The sequence below is a fragment of the Pseudoalteromonas sp. J010 genome, assembly GCF_003934235.1.
Taxonomy (GTDB): domain Bacteria; phylum Pseudomonadota; class Gammaproteobacteria; order Enterobacterales; family Alteromonadaceae; genus Pseudoalteromonas; species Pseudoalteromonas peptidolytica.
The window spans coordinates 14,493-32,685 of the sequence record NZ_RDBW01000051.1 but is presented as its reverse complement, the minus strand read 5'-3'; the positions used below and the strand labels follow the sequence as shown (position 1 = coordinate 32,685).

Genomic DNA, 18,193 nt, shown 5'->3' with positions numbered 1-18,193 from the left:
TTTCTAGCGTCAACAAACTCAACAACGACCTAGCATTTTGGCAAAGCGATAAGTATCTAAGGAGCTTTAAAATAGACTTTATACTGTTTGATGCTCTTTCTCATGAAAAGGTCTGGCAACAAAGGTACGGTACTCAAGGGGTATGGCCTTTTAAGAAGACCAAATTAGTCGATGTATATAGTGAACAGTTTTGGCAAACTGATTATGCGGCTGAAATTCAAACTGTGTTGAACCAAGTCAGCGTCGATCTGAACTCGGCCATCGCCTGCTTACCCACCCATGGCAAAATACTGCATATTGATGACGAGCAAGTTGTGATTAACTTAGGCCGTATGCATGGGCTGGAAGAGGGTCAAGTGTTGAGCGTTGCACATAGCAGCCCCCTTACTGACGCTGGTGGTAATGTTTTTATGCGTCAAGTTAAAACGTTGAATAAATTGCAAGTCATCCAAGTCAACGCCCAGACAGCTATTGCTGTAAACCAAGAACAGCGACCGCTTCACAATGTTCAAATTAATGATTTAGTTGAAATTCACATAGAGAAAGACGACCTGTTTGCCCTGTGATACCAATTTTTCAATTACGTGATGTACCTCCGGACAGGAAAGTAATACCAATGATCTTAATTAAGTGGTCTATGTTGAGACAAGAGAAGCTTATCGGTAGCCAAGAGAGTTTTTTGCTATTTAGTTGTTTTAAATAAGAAATTCTTAACGCTGTTAGCGTCAGATTTACTCCTTCTAATTGAGCAAGTTTTAAGTCAAATTGGTATTATTCTGCCATAAGATATTGTTAACTCAATTAGGGTCAGATTTACCCCTTTAAATTGAGCATGTCATCCTTTTGGTTCAGACACCGAGCGGACGATAACGAGTGGAGAAAATTGTGACAGATAAGCCACTATTGAAATGGCGTCCCCAGTAGGAATCGAACCTACATCTAAGCCTTAGGAGGGCCTTGTTTTATCCATTAAACTATGGGGACAGAGAAAACTGTGGCGCAAACTGTACCAGCAAAATTCCACTGACTGGAATTTAGTATACTGATTTTTATGAACTTTTAAAGAGTAAAATCATGCAATTATGATGCACTGCGCGATAACACCTAGTTTTTAATTATCACGCTTCTAGCCACACTTCAATAAACACAATCTATAATCGTATGCAATGAATAAGCTTAATTACAATGCCTTCATCTGAAGGCATTAATAATCGGAAGCTAAAAGCGGTACACCTATCTTGATGCCGTAGCCCCACCATCTAAAATAAAGTAAGGGATCGTGACTGCCGTTGTCGCTATCACTAAGTTTGTTGAAAATTCAAGAAGTCGCGCATTAACTTCTACCCCACGGGGACGATAAATCATGGTACCAGACAGAATATGACTTGGTGCTTTGACGCTCTTTAATCTTTGTGCTTCCCGTGAAAATACTAAGTCACCACTTGGCGTTACTTCTATTTTTCCCAGTGCTTTAAAGTCCAGAGCTTGATAGCCTAATTTTTGCATCTGATGAATGAGAGATTCAGCAATTTGATTACCCAGTTGATTAGTGTCACGCAAAGACTGATTGAAATTCACAAAGCTTGCCACAGCTATCGATTCAGGTTTTTGCCCCAGAATGGTGTCTGATAATTCTAACGCAATTTGACTCGCATAGTTTGCGACAGCTTTACGATGACGATAGCTAATAAAACCCATGTCTTGTGTTACTGGCGACAGGGTCGCGTCGTCATTTGACTGCTCTTCCATCAGCGCATACAAAAGCTCCATATCACTGGGCTTGGTTTCAATCGGTGCAGGAGATTGCTCTTGTGTCATTTTGCATCCACCTAGCAGTGCCAATGTGGTTGCAAAAAGTACTACGTTTTTCATGTTCTGCCTCCCAGTTAATTGGCTCGCTCTAAGCGAATACCATCATATGAAGCACCATCTTGCAGCGCATTTACCACACTTTGTGGTAAAAACCCTTGGGCAGAACCGACAACACTCTTACTTCTCAAACCAACAACCCTGGCGTTTACCATTACCCCACCTTGGTGATTAACTAGCGTGCCACCAAGTACATATAAAAATGGATGATCATCTGATAATTCAAGAAAGTCTCTGCTGAAGATAAAATCCCCTTCAGGTGTTACGCGAATGTAATCTGTCGTTTTAAAATCAACAACAGGGATCCCAAAAGCATGTAATTCGTGAATAAAACTCTCAGCTAACTGATTACCGAGAAGCGATCCTTTATCAAACTCTTTATCCAAGAATACAAAACTAGTTACCGCGACAGGCGTCTTTTCATTTACATGCTTTAGGTTCGTGACCATATCTTGCATGATACTTTGGACATAATGGGTCACATTCTTCCCAGCCATTTGCTGAGATATAGAAAACTGCTTTAACCCATTTGGATTACTCTGAAACATGGACGATTGTTCAAAGCCATTTCTCACTGGCTCCGTTTGTGCTGTATCAACAGCGAAAAAGTTACTCTGAGTACAGCCAACCATCAATGAAAGAGGCAAAGCCAGACTACATATTTTTTTCATTACACTCATCTCCATTAATATTGACTGCGTATGATAAGACCATCTCGAGACGTGGCTCTCTCAGAGCCCCATAATGCCGATTTAGGAATACTAAGCGATGCCGCGGATACGGCCCGACTGTGAAGTGTTTCTACAAGCCTAGCATTGACCAAATAGCTGTCACGGCTCTCAACTATCGTACCAACTACAACCAGGTCAATTTTCTGACGTTGATTTATCGCTTTTAACTCTCTGCTTAACATACTATCGGCAGAGTCACTCAAAGATAAAGCGCTTCTTAATCTGTACTCAACAACATCAGCTCCCATTTGGCTCAAATGGGTTATTAATGACTCTTGTAGCGCCACACCAAGTCCACTTCCTTGCCCCACTATGACGTCATTTAATTGGTTTGCCCTAAAAAAGCTAGTCACTGCTACTGTTGAGTTCGGTTTGAAAGGTCGCACATATTGCCCAAGTTCAGCCGCTAGTTGTGCACCAAAGCCATCAAAATCTGGTAATATTTCTCGCTGCTGGGTTAGTTCTCTTTTGCCTACTTGCTCACTGCTCGTGCACGCGGTAAGCCAAAATACAAAAATGAATACAAGATATTTCATTGTCGTCAGCCATCGTTGATCTTACTTACGATTAAGCAAAAATCGCGCCACATGGATGGCACGATTTTACGAATTGTAGGAATAATTAATACCAATTTTCTTAATTAAGTAGTCTATGTTGAGGTGAGAAAATCTTGTCGATAACACCGCTTCCGCGTCCTGCTCACGCCGAGGTACCTACGTCCTGTAGGCAAGGCAAAAAATTTTGCTATTTAGTTGTTCTAAATAAGAAATTTTTAACGCTGTTAGCGTCAGATTTACTCCTTCAAATTGAGCAAGTATTAAGTCAAATTGATATAAGGATGCTGGTCGCTCATTATCGTTGGTATTTCACACAAGCTTTGTTATCGCAATTGGATCCAGCGCTTGTTTCTGGTTTTCGTGGACAAGAAAGTGGCAACTAATTACCGGCTTATTTCCAGCGACTCAAAGACGAGAAAGTTTCTCTCCACCAAATGCGGTAACAAAACACGCTCGACGATGCTGTTTAAATTTGTCGCACGCATCCAGTGCTGCCGCTTTGTTTTCGAAGGCTCCCCACTTAACTCGGTATCGCGTAACGCCTTTACCATCAACTGTCTCAATCGAAAAAGTTTCTTTGCTCTTTATCAATTCAGGGAGGGTTTGTTCTAGTGTCGACGTCAACTCTAATACTTGTGTTTTGCCGTTTAACGAAGCTAGCTGAACGGCATATTTGTATTCTACTTTTTGACTATTTGTATCAATTGAGTCGTCCACACTAACCGGTTGAGCTTGTGTTTTTATTGGTTGATAACTATTTTGTGTGATGACTTCTTCTACTGCTGCCTGAGACTTGTTGGCTTGTGTAATCAACGGAGTCTGTTTTTTTGTGGTAGTTACTTGAGCCGGTTTTGTATTTGACACGTAACCGGACAGCGCTTGAATGAGTTTTTGCAAATCTTTTTCCGCATCCAAGAGCCTAGCAATTGCTACCTTATCCTCTTGCCACTGGGCAATGGCCTCTTGCATCTGCTGATATTCTTCCACTGTAATTTTTGCATAATTAACTGTTGTTTCTTCTGGCTTTGTACTCTGACACCCAGATAGAAGTGCGAGCACGCATATTATGCTGGTGATGGAAAATACTGGTTTTATCATTTAGTGTACTACCTCTAATGCTTTAACATCACAATTAATACCCTGTTCGAGGACCTGCGAACATAATGCTGTCAAGTCTTGTGTTGGATCTGAGCTAAATGCTAGCCCAAGCAAATAGTGCGCTTGATCTTGAACATAAAATGGTTGGATTGATTCTATAGCCATCAATCGTGGTTTGATAAGTTGAAGATAAACTTTCAAGAAATTAAGTTCATTGAATTTACCAAGGCTTGCAACCTGTAACTGCTCTGTTTCTTTTGGAATAACGTTAATATCAACACCACTGACCACGTCCCCTCGTAAAGGTAAAGTAACCAATGTTTTTTTCGCACTTTTCAGGTTTCTTGCCTCTGTTACATCTCGGTCTAGTTTTACCTCATAGTTGCCAGGCTTTACATCTGTGAAGACATAAAAGCCATCAAACTGCGTTCGTGTTGTTGCAACTTCTTCTCCTTGCTCATCAATCAGCGCCACTTCAGTAAACGCAACTTCTTCTTTACCTTGTTTAAATACCTTACCTTCTACTTCACTAGAATAAACAATCGGGAAATCCAACCGCTCTATAAAACCGGCGCGAGGTACAATAGACTTGCCAGCATGCGCTGGGATCATAAAAGGATCGGGCAGTGAAGTCGATTGAAGCTCAATATCTGTGGCTCTATATTCGGTCAAGCCAGTTAGCAATGCAACGCCATTTTCGTCCGTAACAGCACGGCGATACGCATGTACGGCTCTTACTTCGACATCAGGTAGTAATTCATCTGTGCCGTCGAATACACTGTTATTATTCTTGTCTAAAAAGACCCGAACGACTAGCGTGCCTCGATTAGATAAAGTATTTTTGGTGGAAAATACGCTGCTAGATAGACTGTTGTATCCAAGACTAAACCTTCCAGCGACAGCAACTTGCCAATGCTGTTCACTTGAATAAGAAGCGGTGCTAAACAGACTAAAGCGTTCAAAGTTAAAGTTTGAACCAAATTCAATAGAGTCGCTGTCATCAAGCAATGAGTGAGCAAATCGCACACGCGCTTCTATATCGTCATCTATTTGATGGGTAACGGTAGCATATATATCCGTGAAATCCGCTTCAGGATTAATCTGATAATCTGCACCAAGTCGATACCAAGTCTCGCCATGACTGCCACTAATTTGCGTCGCGCCGAATAGAGCTTCTGATTGCTGACTTTGTCGCCACGTAAGCTGATTACCAATATTCCAACGACCCAATCCATAATTTAATCGATTTACGACCTGCGTAAACCGACCTGCAGCCGTGTCATTGACACTAAATTGTGTTCTGTGACGCAAACTCCCAAACGAGCTGTTATGTAGCCGGCCAGAGAGGTTTAGTTGATATACATTGTTGGAAACGCTATCCCCTTGAAAATTCGATCGCGTATTACGACTTATACTTGCAGTCAACGCTTGACCTAACACTCGAGTATTGCCTGAAATTTGACTTTTACTTTCACCTTCAGTGGTTGCTTCATGCTCGATATTCAACAGCCAGTTTCGAAATCCGTTATAGTAACTTCCAACAGAATAAGTAGCGGTATCATCGTCGCTCCCCATATGAGATTCAGCGCCAATATAGGTCGATAGGCCATCAGTAATACTGGTGCGATAAGTGCCTGCAACTCGCCATCCGTTATCGCCACTATTACTTTGGTTATCTAAAAGACGCTGCCCAACTTTATTTAAAGAGAATTCATACTCACCAGAGTGGGAGGACAAGTTTGGATCAAACTGGTAGACCTGCTTAGCACGAGTTAATTGACCTTGTGGGCCATATTTAACGATTTCAAATTCATTTTCACCATATTGTAGTTCAACGTCACTAAAGTCATATACACCACTTTCAATGTCTAACTCTTGCGCAAGCAACACGCCATTTTGGTATAGTTCAACATCCCACCCTTGTTGAATTTCTCCAGTGATATTGACACTACGCTTCGCTGATGAAGCGCTCATCGGTCTATTCGATAATTTAATGCCAGCAGAGAAGCCTGCGGTACTCAAACTACTGACATTAACTGGAGTGATATCACCTACTCGCACTTCAGTTGCACCAATACCGAGGAGCTCTCCCTTTTCACTTTTACGGCTAAATGTAAGGCGGTTACGTTTAAAGTGGTCATCATGTTCGCCAAAGGTATAGTAATCAGCTTTCATATACGCAAACTCATGTGAGCCAAGTACGGAATAAGTCAATTCATTCTGATTTTGATTATGCCTAAAGCTTGCTTGTATATCGGCAACTGGCGCGGATAACATTTGGTAATCCGATCCAGACCTCGGGTAAAGTATCGCTCGGTCTGATTTTTCTCTGGATAACGCCCTTGACTGGCGTGCAATCTGCGCCTCAACAGGATAGGTAAACTGACTCTGCACTTGCAAGCTTTGACGTCCATAATCTACAGTGTGTGAGAAGCCAAACCATTCATTAAGTCTGTTAGACTCTATGAAAAGCTGATCTTGGTCTATATAAATATCTTCTGTCTGCAAGCTGTATTCTTGCTCATTTACAAACACAACTTGACGAGCCAAATCAATAACAAAGCGGTTGTCAGGATCTTTTAGCCAGCCAGATGCCCCCGCCTCATTTATTTCTATCGCAAGGCCTATCATCTGGACAAAGCTTTCCAGCTCTATCCAAAAAGAGTGTTCATTTTTTATCGCGATAAGCTCGCCAATATAATGACGCTCATTTAAGTGTGTAGATAAAAATAAATATTCGCCGACAGGAATATATAGCTCAGCTTGTGCCGCCTGTACTGGTTTCTTAATATCAGACAAGGTATTTTCGAGTTGACTAAGCACTCGCACTACCGCATTGACATCAATGTCTTGCTTCGCCTGCAAGGGAGTCACAGTAGCAATACAGCACAATGCCATTACTAGCTTACTTCCGAAGTGCATCGCTATTAACTCTTCATCATGTGATACAACAACTATGAATAACTGCGTTTATTTCAGTATTACTGTCTTTTCGGCAAAGACATGGCGCTTGTACTCCCCTGAACCAGTAAAACGGATCTCTAATGTTCCTGGAGCATTTATTCGAGCGCGAGGTAATAGTGTTAGCTGTGCTTGAGCGCGTTCCAGTTCGGTATGTACCGTATAATCTGCAGTAATGGCCACTCGCTTTGCAGAAGCAACTCCTTGAGGCTTAAAAAATGCCTCAATGGTACCAAATGCACTTGCAACACCGGTTTTGGACAATCCAACGGTCACCTTATCGGTTACATCCACTGTGGTAATCGTTATGTTAGGCGTTTCGATTTTATGTCGGGCCATAATAGGCAAAGAATAATTTAACGCGATATCTAATTTAATTGTTCCTTGATTCCCATTTCCGTCATCTCCATTTGGTAACGCTTGAAACAGTAGATGTGAGCGATACTCTCCAGCGCCAAGTGCTCTCGGCTTTCGCAGTGCAATTTTGACTACCTGTCTTTGTCCTGGTGCCAGCCTCATTTGGCTTGGGCTGACTCTCGCCATTGAGCTCAGATTTATCGCATTTTCCTCTTGGATTAGCTTATAGCCACCACTGGGTAAGGCTTGTTTTTCTTCCCATGATAAACGATAACTTTGATATACACTGGAGTTATTGAGTACGACGATTTCGGCTGTACGAGTACGCTCGTCAAATACCACTCTTGTTGGAGAAATTAATAAGTTAGCGTAAGAGAAAGTGCTAAATACAGACACAAAAACACTGAACAAAAAAACGATATACTTCATCATATTCTTTTATTTAAAACCAAATTATTAAGTAATGTATGCGTTATATAACTCATGCCCAAATGGCATCCATTTTAGATACGCGCTACCTTGGGTTCACCATTAAGCCCATATTATTGGCACATTACCTCTGTAGCATACCTATTCGCCTAATTAACTGTTCTTCATGTAGGCGATAAAACCTTCCCCATGGCTAAGCAGAAATTTTCAACACAGCTAGGGAAAGGTTTTCCCTTTAAATCAGTGGCATACATAGTTTATTAATACTCAATTACTATGCTCACTTTACCGGTATAGCTTCCATCTACATAAGGTTGGCCATTGCCAGACGTTGCGAGTATTGCGCCTATTTTTATTTCCGCTTCCCCATATACATCGGTGAAAGCCTTATCAACTAAATTCAGACGCTTTATCAAAAAGAAGTTACTACTGTGCTGGTTTTGTATTTTTACTTCACAACGACAGTCAGAGATATAAATTTGCTTATTGGCTGGAAAGCCTTTGAGTTGCAAAACCGCAGGTTCACCACGCTTGAAAATATACAACTCATTGGTGCTCGACACTTCTCCATAAGGGGTCATATTGAGTATGCTTTCCCGCGAGTTTTCATAAGCAACAATAATGCCAAAATTAAGATTCTGAAGAACCTCAATTGAGCTTGCATGGCTCATACCTGAGAGCATTGTAGCAAACGCGAAAAACTTTAATCCTTTCATACCACTCAAAAAAAGGCGATAAACATTATCGCCTATATCATAACTTAGTAAGATACCGTAATTGCTACTGTACCTGAATATGTATCATCTAGATAGCTTCCACCCTCTTTATCAGTACCAATAGATGCACCAACGTTGAAAGTAGCTTTACCTTCGTTATTCGCTGCAATAACAAATTCGCCGTCACCATTTTTTTCAATCGCCGCGTTTGGTGTCTGACCCTCAACCGCATATAGGGATAAGCTCAAAAGCTCAAATTTGGCTGTGTCACTTGGGCCTTCAGCCGAAACAAGCTCTATTGCTGCTACTTCTGGCGTCGCTGCATCACCATCATGGTCAACCGTTAATGCTGGTAGTGATATTTTCATGTTGGCATAGCGAGTTACACCCGAAATTGTAAACTGCGCAGGAGAAGAGTCGTCCGTTAAAATGCCAATTTGAGCGCCATCTTGAGAGGTTGCAGCTAGTGCTTCTGTAGAATCTGCTGGACGCGTTAATGTTGCTTGTTTGGTGCTTTCAGCCATCGCTCGAATCGTACCAAACTTAAGATCGTTTACTTTTTCCAGTGTAAACGCATTCTGAACCGTAACACTGGCATTAAACGTTTTGTTTTGAGACGCAACAGCAACGGAAGTCACACTTAGCAAAGATAGCGTGATTAAACCAACCTTAATTTTATTTATCATTTACCTTTCCTTTACCTCAGGTTTATTATTAGGATTTCCATTATATTTATCGGTACGATACTAAGAAACTTTAGTTATTTTTTGTTATTTTTATATATATTTTACGACCCATCTAACAAACGGATAAATAAAGAACAAAACGTTCAATATTCAACCGAAACGCATTTTTCATTATATTTTTCCAGGATTTTACAAAGCACGCCCGCAGCCCTATTTGATTCCAAAGGCCCCATTTGAACAATAAAACGCTCCCCAAATGCCTTTTGCTCTGTTCTTATACTAACATTTGTAATTGTATTTAACGTGGGTAATGCTCTATTTACCCTTAATACAACTTTCTCCGCCGCTGCTTGTGTGAGCCTTGGTGTGAGTACCGCATAAAATCTCTGTGTAGTACTATCCTCAGCCCGATGAGAGACCACCGACGGGTTGCCATTCAATAGCGCATCCGAAGATGGGAGCGGCTGTTGTGCAGCTAATAGTGTAATGAGTTTATTTAAGTCGTTTTCAGACTGTAATAAGCGTTTAATTTGCTCTTTCGATTCATTCCATTCCTTGATGACTTGCTCAATTTCTTCCTGTGAATATTCAGAGGTTTTTTTGGCGATGGTTAACTCACTACTTTGTGAGCTGCAACCCAAAATCAGAAGAAAAAAAAAGCGAGCACTGAGTGTTTTTTAACCATTAATATCTCATAAAATAAAAAAGGGAGCCAGGCTCCCATAATTAACTCACTATATAAAAGAGTATTAATTTCACACTCATTTTGCAAGCTTTGTTATAAATTGCATCAATTCATTGGAAAATTCATCTCGACGAACAGCATGCTCTATGATCGCTTTCAAATAACCAATCTTGCTGCCACAATCATGGCTTTTACCACAAAGCGCATACGCTTGTACTTGCTCAGTTTCCATCATCATTGCTATCGCATCGGTCAATTGGATTTCTCCTCCTGCCCCTTCTGGCGTTTTTGCCAACAACGGCCAAATTGATTTGTTTAAAACATAGCGGCCAACGATGGCAAGGTTTGAAGGTGCGGTACCAGGTTTGGGTTTTTCAACCATGTTGTGCATAGATTTAGATTCGCCAGCAGCCAACATTTCACCGCCTATATCTACAATACCAAATTGTGACACAACCTCTTCCGCCACAGGCTCAACCATAACTTGGCTACAACCTTGCTGCTCAAAACGTGCAATCATCTGGGCCAGGTTTTCCTGTCTTAGATCAGCAGTAGCAGCATCAATTAACACATCAGGTAACATGACAACAAAAGGCTCATCACCAATAACCGGTGCTGCACAATTGATAGCATGTCCAAGCCCTCGGGCTTCACCTTGACGAACCTGTATCATCGTTATTCCTTTTGGACAGATAGATTGCACTTCTTCTAATAACTGTCTCTTTACCCGTTGTTCTAGCGTCGCTTCAAGTTCAAAACTAGTATCGAAATGGTTTTCAATCGAGTTTTTACTGGAGTGAGTAACCAAGACGATCTCTTTAATCCCTGCTGCAGCGGCTTCGTCAACCACATATTGAATAAGTGGCTTATCCACTATGGGGAGCATTTCTTTGGGTATTGCTTTTGTTGCAGGCAACATTCTAGTGCCTAAGCCTGCGACTGGAATAACGGCTTTCATGTTAACTCCTAAATAGCGACTGGTGCTTTAATATGAGGATGGCACTGATAATCAACTAGCTCAAAATCCTCAAATTTAAAGTCGAAAATATCCTTAACTTCAGGGTTAATTCTCATTGTTGGTTTAGGGAACGGTTTCCGGCTTAACTGCTCGTCGACCTGATCCATGTGATTCAAGTATAGGTGAGCATCGCCAAAGGTGTGAATAAAATCACCGACCTCTAGCTCGCACACTTGCGCTATCATCATAGTCAACAGCGCATAGCTCGCAATATTGAAAGGCACACCAAGGAAAATATCTGCACTACGCTGGTATAATTGACAGGATAACTTGCCATCTAGAACATAAAATTGAAATAACGTATGACAAGGTGGTAACGCCTGCTTGCCCATGGCAGCATTGTCTTTTGGTGAGTATTGTGTGTCGGGTAACAACGCGGGGTTCCAAGCACTCACAATTAAGCGCCTAGAGTCTGGGTTGGTTTTTATTTGCTCAACCACATCTTTGATTTGATCTACAACCTCTCCGTTTGGTCCTACCCATGAGCGCCATTGACTACCATATACAGGCCCTAAGTCACCTTCATCTGTGGCCCAACCGTCCCATATTTTTACCCCATTATCGTTTAGGTATTTTATATTCGTATCACCGTTTAAAAACCATAGTAACTCATGAATAATTGAGCGTAGATGACACTTTTTGGTAGTAACTAATGGGAAGCCTTCTTGTAAGTTAAAGCGCATTTGATAACCAAACACACTGACTGTGCCAGTGCCTGTTCTGTCTTCTTTTTTAGTGCCATTGTCACGCACATGGCGCATCAGTTCTAAATATTGTTTCATTATTGCTACTCTTTAACTTTTTGCTTGTCCGGTTGGTGTCATTTTACTGTCGCGCTTGTATGCCCACACCATGAGAATAGTACCAGCTATTACCATAGGTAGAGATAGGATTTGGCCCTGCGAAATTATGCCGCCATATAAGCCAATATGGGCATCCGGCTCTCGGAAGTATTCAATAGCAAAACGAAATACACCGTATCCGGCTAAAAATAATCCTGCAACGCTGCCTGCTGGGCGAGGTTTTTTTCTGAACCAAACTAGCATAATAAATAACACTAACCCTTCAAAAAACGCTTCATATAACTGTGATGGGTGGCGCGGTTGTGGTCCACCGGTTGGAAATACAAACGCCCACGGCACGTCTGTAACTCGCCCCCATAATTCACCATTAATAAAGTTACCGATACGCCCAGCTAATAGTCCAACCGGCACCATAGGTACCACAAAGTCACCAACTGACAAAATAGAGCGATTATGTTTAACTGCATAAATAACAATAGCTGTAATTACACCAAGCGCGCCGCCGTGGAATGACATACCACCTTGGTCAACTCGAAATAGATAAAGCGGATTCTCTATAAAGTGAGAAAATTGATAAAATAATACATAGCCGATACGACCACCTAAAATAACCCCAAGCATAGAATAAAAGACAAGATCACCAACTTGGTCTTTGTTCCAGCCAGAATTCGGCTTTTTCGCCTCTTTTGCCGCCCACCACATAGCGAACATAAAGCCGATTAAATACATTAGTCCATACCAGCGCACACTCAGCGGTCCGATGGAAAAAATCACAGGGTCTATCTGTGGAAACTGCAAAGCCATAGCCTTTCCTTAATTTATTAACATATTGCCAGCGATAATAATCAGTAACGCCGCAAACACTTTTTTAATCGTTGCCACTGGTAAATGATGCGTTGCTTTTGCACCAATAGGCGCCATAAACCAAGATGTGGCTACTATACCGACTAAAGCGGGTAAGTAGACAAAGCCTAAAAAGCCGTGCTCAATATCCACATGTTTTGCACCAGAGGCAATATAACCAAAAGAGCCGAAAATTGCGATGACGATGCCGCTCGCTGAAGCACACCCAATCGCTTTTTTCATATCAAGTGAAAAAAAAGTCAATAGTGGAACAATCAACGCTCCCCCACCAATACCTATCATAGCGGATAGTGCCCCCGTTACAGAGGTTAACACCGAAAGGATTGGCCCTTTTGGCATTACTCTGGTTGATTGTGGCGGTTTCCTGGAGCTCCACGCCATTTTCATCGCAATACCGATAACACTAACCACAAAAATGATTCTAACGATTTTTTCTGGTAACAATACCGCCGCAAAACCACTTCCCAGCGCGCCAAATGCAACTCCCAACATCACCCAAGGCGCAATATGCCATGGTACATTGTCATTTTTATGATGGGCCTTTGCAGAAGATGTCGAAGTAAAAATAATTGATGCAAGTGACGTCGCCACCGCGACTATGACAACTTGCTCCTTGGGAATGATTGCGAACTTAGTAAGTATGACTGATAAAATCGGAACAATTAGCAAGCCTCCGCCAATTCCAAGGAGACCTGCAAGAAAACCAACGGCACAGCCAAGTAAAGCGCATAGTAAAACGATGAGTAAAATAGTGTCCATCAAAAGCTCTTCTTCTTATTGCGCGCTAATGGTAGCGTAAATAGCGTTAAGAAGCACCCTTTGCTTGATGACTGGTGTAGAGTAATTCTGCAAAGCTATGTTCAATCATAAACTCCTTTATCACTCGACGAACTTGCTTTGAAGAAGRCTGTGTCAAACAGCTCTGCAACAGCGTTTCCATATCTGTTACATTGAGCCGGCGAAGTACCCACTTCACTTTGTTCAAAGATGAAATATTCATACTTAAACGGCGATATCCCATCGCTACCAGTAATATCGCACCTTCAGGCTCACCGCCAAGTTCGCCACATAAACTAAACGGCAGCTCGTGCGTTTCACATTCCTGAGCAATATGGTTCAGCACTCTAAGTACGCTAGGGTGATATGGATCAAAAAGATCTGCCACTTGAGCATTTGTCCTATCGACGGCTAGCAGGTATTGAGTTAGGTCATTACTACCAACAGAACAGAAGTCAATTTTTGTTGCCCAGTCAGGCAATAAGTATATGCTTGAGGGCACTTCGAGCATTACACCAACTTCAGGTTTATCGATTGTGTAAAATGGATCTGCCCATTCATCTTGCAGCTCAAAGCAGGCTTGGTCAATTAATGCTATCGCTTCATCAATTTCTTCACTGTGGCCCACCATAGGCAGCATAATTTGCAAATTCCCAAGACCGGCATTGGCTTTTATCATGGCTTTGATTTGGTCTAAAAATAATTCGGGATGATCGAGGGATACGCGAATACCGCGCCAACCCAGAAATGGGTTATCTTCACGTATATCGAAATAATCTAAAACTTTATCACCACCAATATCCAGCGTTCTCATCACGACAGGCTCAGGATGGTAACGCGTTAGTACCTCACGATACCAAACTTCTTGTTCTGCTTGAGTGGGAAACTGCCCTTTTTGCATAAACCACGACTCGGTTCGATATAACCCTACTCCATCACAATAGCTTGCGCTCATGGTTTCTGTAGAGAGATCAAGGCCCGCGTTTAAGAGCAGGTTAATACGCTCTCCGTCAAGTGTAATTGGCGGTAAATCATGCTCCGCTTCAAACTTATCATGGAGCATATTGTCTTTACGCTTTATTTCCACATATTCATTAACAAGCATTTGAGAAGGTGAGATATAAAGACGGCCGGAGTACGCATCCATAATCATGGACTTACCATCAAACTGTAGTAAGGGAATGTCTTCGATCCCCCAAATAGCAGGCACTCCCATGGCACGAGTTAAAATAGACGCATGTGAATTGACTGAACCGTGAACACTCACCACGCCTTTTAGTTTTTCTTTTGGTACTTGGGCCAGCATTGTTGGTGTTAAAGTGTGTGCAATTATAATCGTATTGTCTGGATACTGCTTGATGACTTGTTCTGTTGACACCAAATGTTGAAGTACCCTTAAACCAATATCTTTTACATCTATCGCGCGCTCTTTGATATAAGGGTCGCTCATCCTATCAAACTGTGCTACCAGTTTTTCAATCACTATTTTTAGCGCTGTTTTGGCATTCCAACCTCGCTCAATCTCGGACTCAACCTGTGTCCCTAAACTTCTCGCGTCTAACAGTTGTTGGTACACTTCAAAGACAGCGACAGCTTCTTTGGGGATATCGTCGCTCAGTGTTTTCGCTAAAATATGAAATTCTTGACGAGTAGCCGCTACAGCTTGATGAAATAACTGAATTTGCTGTTGGCTATTATCACACTGCTGCGCTTCGATACTTTTGAAGTCTATGTGAGGCAACACAACATAACCTGACCCCAGAGCAATGCCCGGGGCACTAGAAACCCCTTTCAAGACAGATGTTCGATGACTACTAGCATCTTGCTGTAATAACGTCTGAATTTCTGCGTTTGCGAGCACAGAGGCCAATTGTGCTGATAGCGTGATCAAAAAAGACTCTTCGTCGTGGCTAAATACGCGAGCGATTTTCTGCTGCACCACAATAACTCCAAGCACTTTACGTTGATGAACCACAGGAACAGACAAAAAAGCGTTGTAGCCTTCTTCATTTACTTCGGGGGAGAGTTTAAATCTTGGGTGAGATTGAGCATGCGCAACATTGATCGGTTCTTCACGCTGAGCAACAAGGCCAACCAGGCCCTCTGTAAATCCCATTCGGAATTGCCCGATTGCTTCAGGATTTAACCCATCTGTAGCCATCAAGATAAAATTGTCTTGACTATAATCTGCAAAATAAACTGAGCAGCACTCAGTGTGCATAGCCTCTTTAACCATAGTAACAAAGCAATTTAACGCGCTTTGTAGGTCACTTTGCTGTGCCACTGATTCAGCAATCGATCTCAACGTTGCTAACACTTGCTGCTCCTTAAGTTTACCGCTTATTGCGCCAGAACTCTTTTTGCCCATGTGATTCACGCTTGCCAAATGGCATTGCGAATGGAGCAAACTCTTTCATAACACGTCGATAAACATCACGTTTAAACGATACTACTTGGCGGACTGGATACCAATAGCTCACCCAGCGCCAGTCATCGAACTCAGGATGATGGGTTCGTAATAAATCTACATCCTCATCCTTGCACCTCAGCTTCAACAAAAACCACTTTTGCTTTTGCCCAATGCAGACCGGACTTGAATCTCTTCTAATTAACCTTTTCGGTAGTTTGTAACGTAACCAATGTTTAGAACTTGCTACAATTTCAACATCTTCTGGCCTAAGCCCAACTTCTTCATGAAGTTCACGATACATCGTTTGCTCAGGCGTTTCCCCTTGATCTATTCCACCTTGAGGAAATTGCCAAGAGTGTTGTCCGTAACGACGGGCCCAAAATACTTGCCCCTGATTATTACAAATCACTATTCCGACATTGGCACGAAACCCTTCGGCATCAATCACCTTAGTGCCTCATTTATAAGTCGATTTCTAATGATTGTTCCACAACTCCTGCGTCACGGCAAATTTAATTCCTTACTATACCTAAATTATCTCAGCATATTCTCAACTTACCCACAACTTGTGCATAACCCGATCAATTATCGTTTAAATTACCAACAAATACATAGTTACACACTTTAAATCTTATGTTTTCCACATATTCTGTGGATAATTATGTTTATAGCCCTGTATTTATCCAAAGAACTGACAATTCTAACAAGTTGACAATCTACAACTTTAAAAATAATCCTATATTTATCATGGTGATAGCTATTGTATACAGAGGTATTCAAGCGACTATTTAAATCCACAATCAAATTGGGTGTAAATTAACCAACTTACTTCGTCTTATGATTTCCTTTATAATGATGCTTTCACCACATATTGGAGTATCACTTGTCATTCGTTACGCCACCGCGCTCTGTCGGGGAGCTTATGCAGCGTGTTGATAACATCGCTGGCTTAACATTAGGTGAGCTTGCTGAGCAATTATCCTTTAAAACACCTCAAGACTTACTTAGAGAAAAAGGATGGGTTGGGCAACTGGTTGAAGCCGCCTTGGGTGCCAGCGCAGGCTCCAAACCTATTCCCGATTTTGAATATATTGGTGTCGAGCTGAAAACATTACCAATTAGTTATCACGGTAAACCGCTAGAGACAACCTACGTTTCTGTTGTACCACTCACTCAGTTAACTGGGCTAACATGGTACAACTCAACAGTAAAGAAGAAGCTTTCTCACGTCCTTTGGCTACCTATTTTAGCTGAGAGAGATATTCCTGTGGTGGAACGAGTCATAGGGCAAGGTTTTTTGTGGCAACCAAGTCCAGCTCAAGAACAGCAAATTCGTAGAGATTGGGAAGAGCAAATTGAATTAATCGCAACGGGCAACGTAGATCAAATATCCGGACATTTGGGCGAAGTCATGCAAATAAGGCCAAAGGCAGCGAACGCAAAAGCACTTACAGTTGCTATTGGTCCGAATGGAAAGTGCATCCAAACACTCCCTAGAGGATTTTACTTAAAGACTAATTTTACCCAATCAATACTCGCTCAAGAGTTTAGTGCTTAAGCAGCTGCATTTGCTGATCATTCAGATTACTATAGACGTACGTCACATAGCTCGCGATACCCCCCTCAACTCCCCTCCTAGCACTACTGTGGACAGTGGGAGTTTTACCAACTACTAAGAGTAAAGACATTTTCACTGTCCACAACAAAGTCCGCTTCAAATTATACCAATTATCTTAATTAACAGGTTTATTTTGAGGCGAGAAAATCTTGTCGGTAACACCGCTTCCGCGTCCTGCTCTCGCTAAGGTACTTACATCCGTGTAGGCAAGTAAAAATAGTAATAGACTACATGAAACTCATATTAAGCATACGACTGTTGACTTTTCGAACAAAAAATGAAAGTGTAAAAATTAATCGAGCCTTGATCGCTAACATATAAATTAAAAATAGCATTACAGCCTCGATTAACGCTTATATTTTTATTGAAGGAAAACGATAATGAAATTAAAGTTCAACAAGAAATCAATTAAAGAACTCAGTGTAACTAGCACAATGTCAAAAAAAATGACACCTATGGTCGCAGGAGGCAATGATCTCGGGATGACAGATGGCGCCTGCAACTCAGACCAAATATGTTGGACGTTTAGAAACGGTCAAGCAAATTGTCAAATTTGGAATGACGAGCGTTAGAAATAAAAACGCCAGTCCTTAGACTGGCGTTTTTAAAATTAA

18 protein-coding genes and 1 tRNA gene are annotated in these 18,193 nt (G+C 41.7%); 3 read left to right on the top strand and 16 right to left on the bottom strand.

Going from position 1 to position 18,193, the window contains the following annotated elements:
* The coding region (locus EAG18_RS20925; RefSeq protein WP_275557361.1) for a FlgT C-terminal domain-containing protein at window positions 1-566 on the top strand (566 nt) is incomplete at its 5' end.
* A gap of 343 nt (window positions 567-909) precedes the next feature.
* Here the strand turns inward: EAG18_RS20925 and EAG18_RS20920 are convergent.
* The 16 genes from EAG18_RS20920 to rppH form a co-directional block, all read right to left on the bottom strand.
* Window positions 910-984 (bottom strand) — tRNA-Arg (locus EAG18_RS20920).
* A 249-nt stretch (window positions 985-1,233) separates the two neighbouring features.
* The gene (locus EAG18_RS20915; RefSeq protein WP_125254292.1) at window positions 1,234-1,872 is read right to left on the bottom strand and encodes a FlgO family outer membrane protein; all 639 of its coding nucleotides are present in this window, start codon (window positions 1,870-1,872) and stop codon (window positions 1,234-1,236) included.
* A gap of 14 nt (window positions 1,873-1,886) precedes the next feature.
* Window positions 1,887-2,540, bottom strand: coding sequence for a FlgO family outer membrane protein (locus EAG18_RS20910; RefSeq protein ID WP_125254291.1), 654 nt, complete (start codon window positions 2,538-2,540; stop codon window positions 1,887-1,889).
* Between the two features lie 14 nt (window positions 2,541-2,554).
* The gene (locus EAG18_RS20905; RefSeq protein WP_125254290.1) at window positions 2,555-3,136 is read right to left on the bottom strand and encodes a FlgO family outer membrane protein; all 582 of its coding nucleotides are present in this window, start codon (window positions 3,134-3,136) and stop codon (window positions 2,555-2,557) included.
* Window positions 3,137-3,562: 426 nt separating this feature from the next.
* Window positions 3,563-4,255 carry an SPOR domain-containing protein gene (locus tag EAG18_RS20895; protein WP_125254288.1) on the bottom strand — a complete coding sequence of 231 codons (693 nt, stop codon included), beginning with the start codon at window positions 4,253-4,255 and terminating at the stop codon, window positions 3,563-3,565.
* On the bottom strand, window positions 4,256-7,177 hold the full coding sequence (locus tag EAG18_RS20890; protein WP_125254287.1) for an SdrD B-like domain-containing protein: 2,922 nt from the start codon (window positions 7,175-7,177) through the stop codon (window positions 4,256-4,258).
* Window positions 7,178-7,225: 48 nt separating this feature from the next.
* Window positions 7,226-8,005, bottom strand: a complete 780-nt coding sequence (locus EAG18_RS20885) for a fimbria/pilus periplasmic chaperone (RefSeq protein WP_125254286.1) — start codon at window positions 8,003-8,005, stop codon at window positions 7,226-7,228.
* Window positions 8,006-8,262: 257 nt separating this feature from the next.
* Entirely contained in the window at window positions 8,263-8,718 is a 456-nt protein-coding gene (locus tag EAG18_RS20880; RefSeq protein ID WP_125254285.1) for a DUF4402 domain-containing protein, read from the bottom strand.
* A 44-nt stretch (window positions 8,719-8,762) separates the two neighbouring features.
* Window positions 8,763-9,404 carry a DUF4402 domain-containing protein gene (locus EAG18_RS20875; protein WP_125254284.1) on the bottom strand — a complete coding sequence of 214 codons (642 nt, stop codon included), beginning with the start codon at window positions 9,402-9,404 and terminating at the stop codon, window positions 8,763-8,765.
* 143 nt (window positions 9,405-9,547) lie between these two features.
* The gene (locus tag EAG18_RS20870; protein ID WP_125254283.1) at window positions 9,548-10,045 is read right to left on the bottom strand and encodes a hypothetical protein; all 498 of its coding nucleotides are present in this window, start codon (window positions 10,043-10,045) and stop codon (window positions 9,548-9,550) included.
* Between the two features lie 120 nt (window positions 10,046-10,165).
* Entirely contained in the window at window positions 10,166-11,047 is an 882-nt protein-coding gene (gene galU / locus EAG18_RS20865) for a UTP--glucose-1-phosphate uridylyltransferase GalU (protein ID WP_125254282.1), read from the bottom strand.
* A gap of 8 nt (window positions 11,048-11,055) precedes the next feature.
* On the bottom strand, window positions 11,056-11,889 hold the full coding sequence (locus tag EAG18_RS20860; RefSeq protein WP_125254281.1) for a thymidylate synthase: 834 nt from the start codon (window positions 11,887-11,889) through the stop codon (window positions 11,056-11,058).
* Window positions 11,890-11,901: 12 nt separating this feature from the next.
* Window positions 11,902-12,714 (bottom strand): prolipoprotein diacylglyceryl transferase, encoded by an 813-nt coding sequence (gene lgt, locus EAG18_RS20855; RefSeq protein ID WP_125254280.1) that lies wholly within the window; start codon window positions 12,712-12,714, stop codon window positions 11,902-11,904.
* A 9-nt stretch (window positions 12,715-12,723) separates the two neighbouring features.
* Window positions 12,724-13,533 (bottom strand): sulfite exporter TauE/SafE family protein, encoded by an 810-nt coding sequence (locus tag EAG18_RS20850; RefSeq protein WP_125254279.1) that lies wholly within the window; start codon window positions 13,531-13,533, stop codon window positions 12,724-12,726.
* Window positions 13,534-13,579: 46 nt separating this feature from the next.
* Window positions 13,580-15,868, bottom strand: a complete 2,289-nt coding sequence (gene ptsP, locus EAG18_RS20845; protein WP_125254278.1) for a phosphoenolpyruvate--protein phosphotransferase — start codon at window positions 15,866-15,868, stop codon at window positions 13,580-13,582.
* 16 nt (window positions 15,869-15,884) lie between these two features.
* Entirely contained in the window at window positions 15,885-16,409 is a 525-nt protein-coding gene (gene rppH / locus EAG18_RS20840) for an RNA pyrophosphohydrolase (RefSeq protein ID WP_125254277.1), read from the bottom strand.
* 435 nt (window positions 16,410-16,844) lie between these two features.
* Here rppH and mutH point away from each other — a divergent pair, with 435 nt between their 5' ends.
* Together mutH and EAG18_RS20830 are read left to right on the top strand one after the other, a co-directional pair.
* The gene (gene mutH, locus EAG18_RS20835; protein ID WP_125254276.1) at window positions 16,845-17,519 is read left to right on the top strand and encodes a DNA mismatch repair endonuclease MutH; all 675 of its coding nucleotides are present in this window, start codon (window positions 16,845-16,847) and stop codon (window positions 17,517-17,519) included.
* Between the two features lie 440 nt (window positions 17,520-17,959).
* On the top strand, window positions 17,960-18,151 hold the full coding sequence (locus tag EAG18_RS20830; RefSeq protein WP_125254275.1) for a hypothetical protein: 192 nt from the start codon (window positions 17,960-17,962) through the stop codon (window positions 18,149-18,151).
* The last annotated feature ends 42 nt before the right edge of the window (window positions 18,152-18,193 follow it).